Raw genomic sequence first — 595 nt, forward strand, 5'->3', positions numbered from 1 at the left:
ATAGGGTCATAAACTGAGTAGTGAACGTAGGGTTGTTGTAAAGGCGCTGTAGGCTCATTCCGTATCTTGCCTTCATCATCTTTTTTTATCTCAAAAGCTGAACTAACTATTGATATATGTAATGCGTAATTAAAAATCAAATTAATATAATTAAAATCACGCATATATCGCTTCAAAGAGGCACATCTATTCAATGCCTCTTTAAAAGCCATAGTTGTCTGCTGATAAGTGTAATCACTTATTCCGCTTGGTATTATATCTTCGGGTAATTCATTTAGAGGTTCTTTCTCTTTCAAAGAGGGCTCTTTTATTAAAGCCCACTTCAAAAAAGAATCATAATCTAAAGCCATTTATTTTTTATCTCCGTCTTTAGACATTTTTTCCACTTCAACGTTAAGTCCAATATCTTTATCCGTATTTTTTATTTTTGATTGGTCTTTTTTTAATTTTTCAGCTGTTTCTTGTTCAATATCTTTATTTTGCTTTTCTAATGAATGTCCGCTTGATTTACCAATCTTTATAATAGCATATGCACCAGATAAAAGTTTTTCATACTGTTTATACCATTTTTTGTATTCATCTTCACTATCAAAAG

2 protein-coding genes are annotated in these 595 nt (G+C 30.8%); both read right to left on the reverse strand.

Features of this window, described 5'->3' with window-relative positions:
* On the reverse strand, positions 1-326 hold a 326-nt coding region (locus GQX97_RS14060), incomplete at its 3' end, for a hypothetical protein (RefSeq protein WP_157152350.1).
* A 24-nt stretch (positions 327-350) separates the two neighbouring features.
* On the reverse strand, positions 351-595 hold a 245-nt coding region (locus GQX97_RS14065; RefSeq protein WP_157152351.1), incomplete at its 5' end, for a hypothetical protein.

This window comes from Brachyspira sp. SAP_772 (assembly GCF_009755885.1).
Lineage (GTDB): Bacteria > Spirochaetota > Brachyspiria > Brachyspirales > Brachyspiraceae > Brachyspira.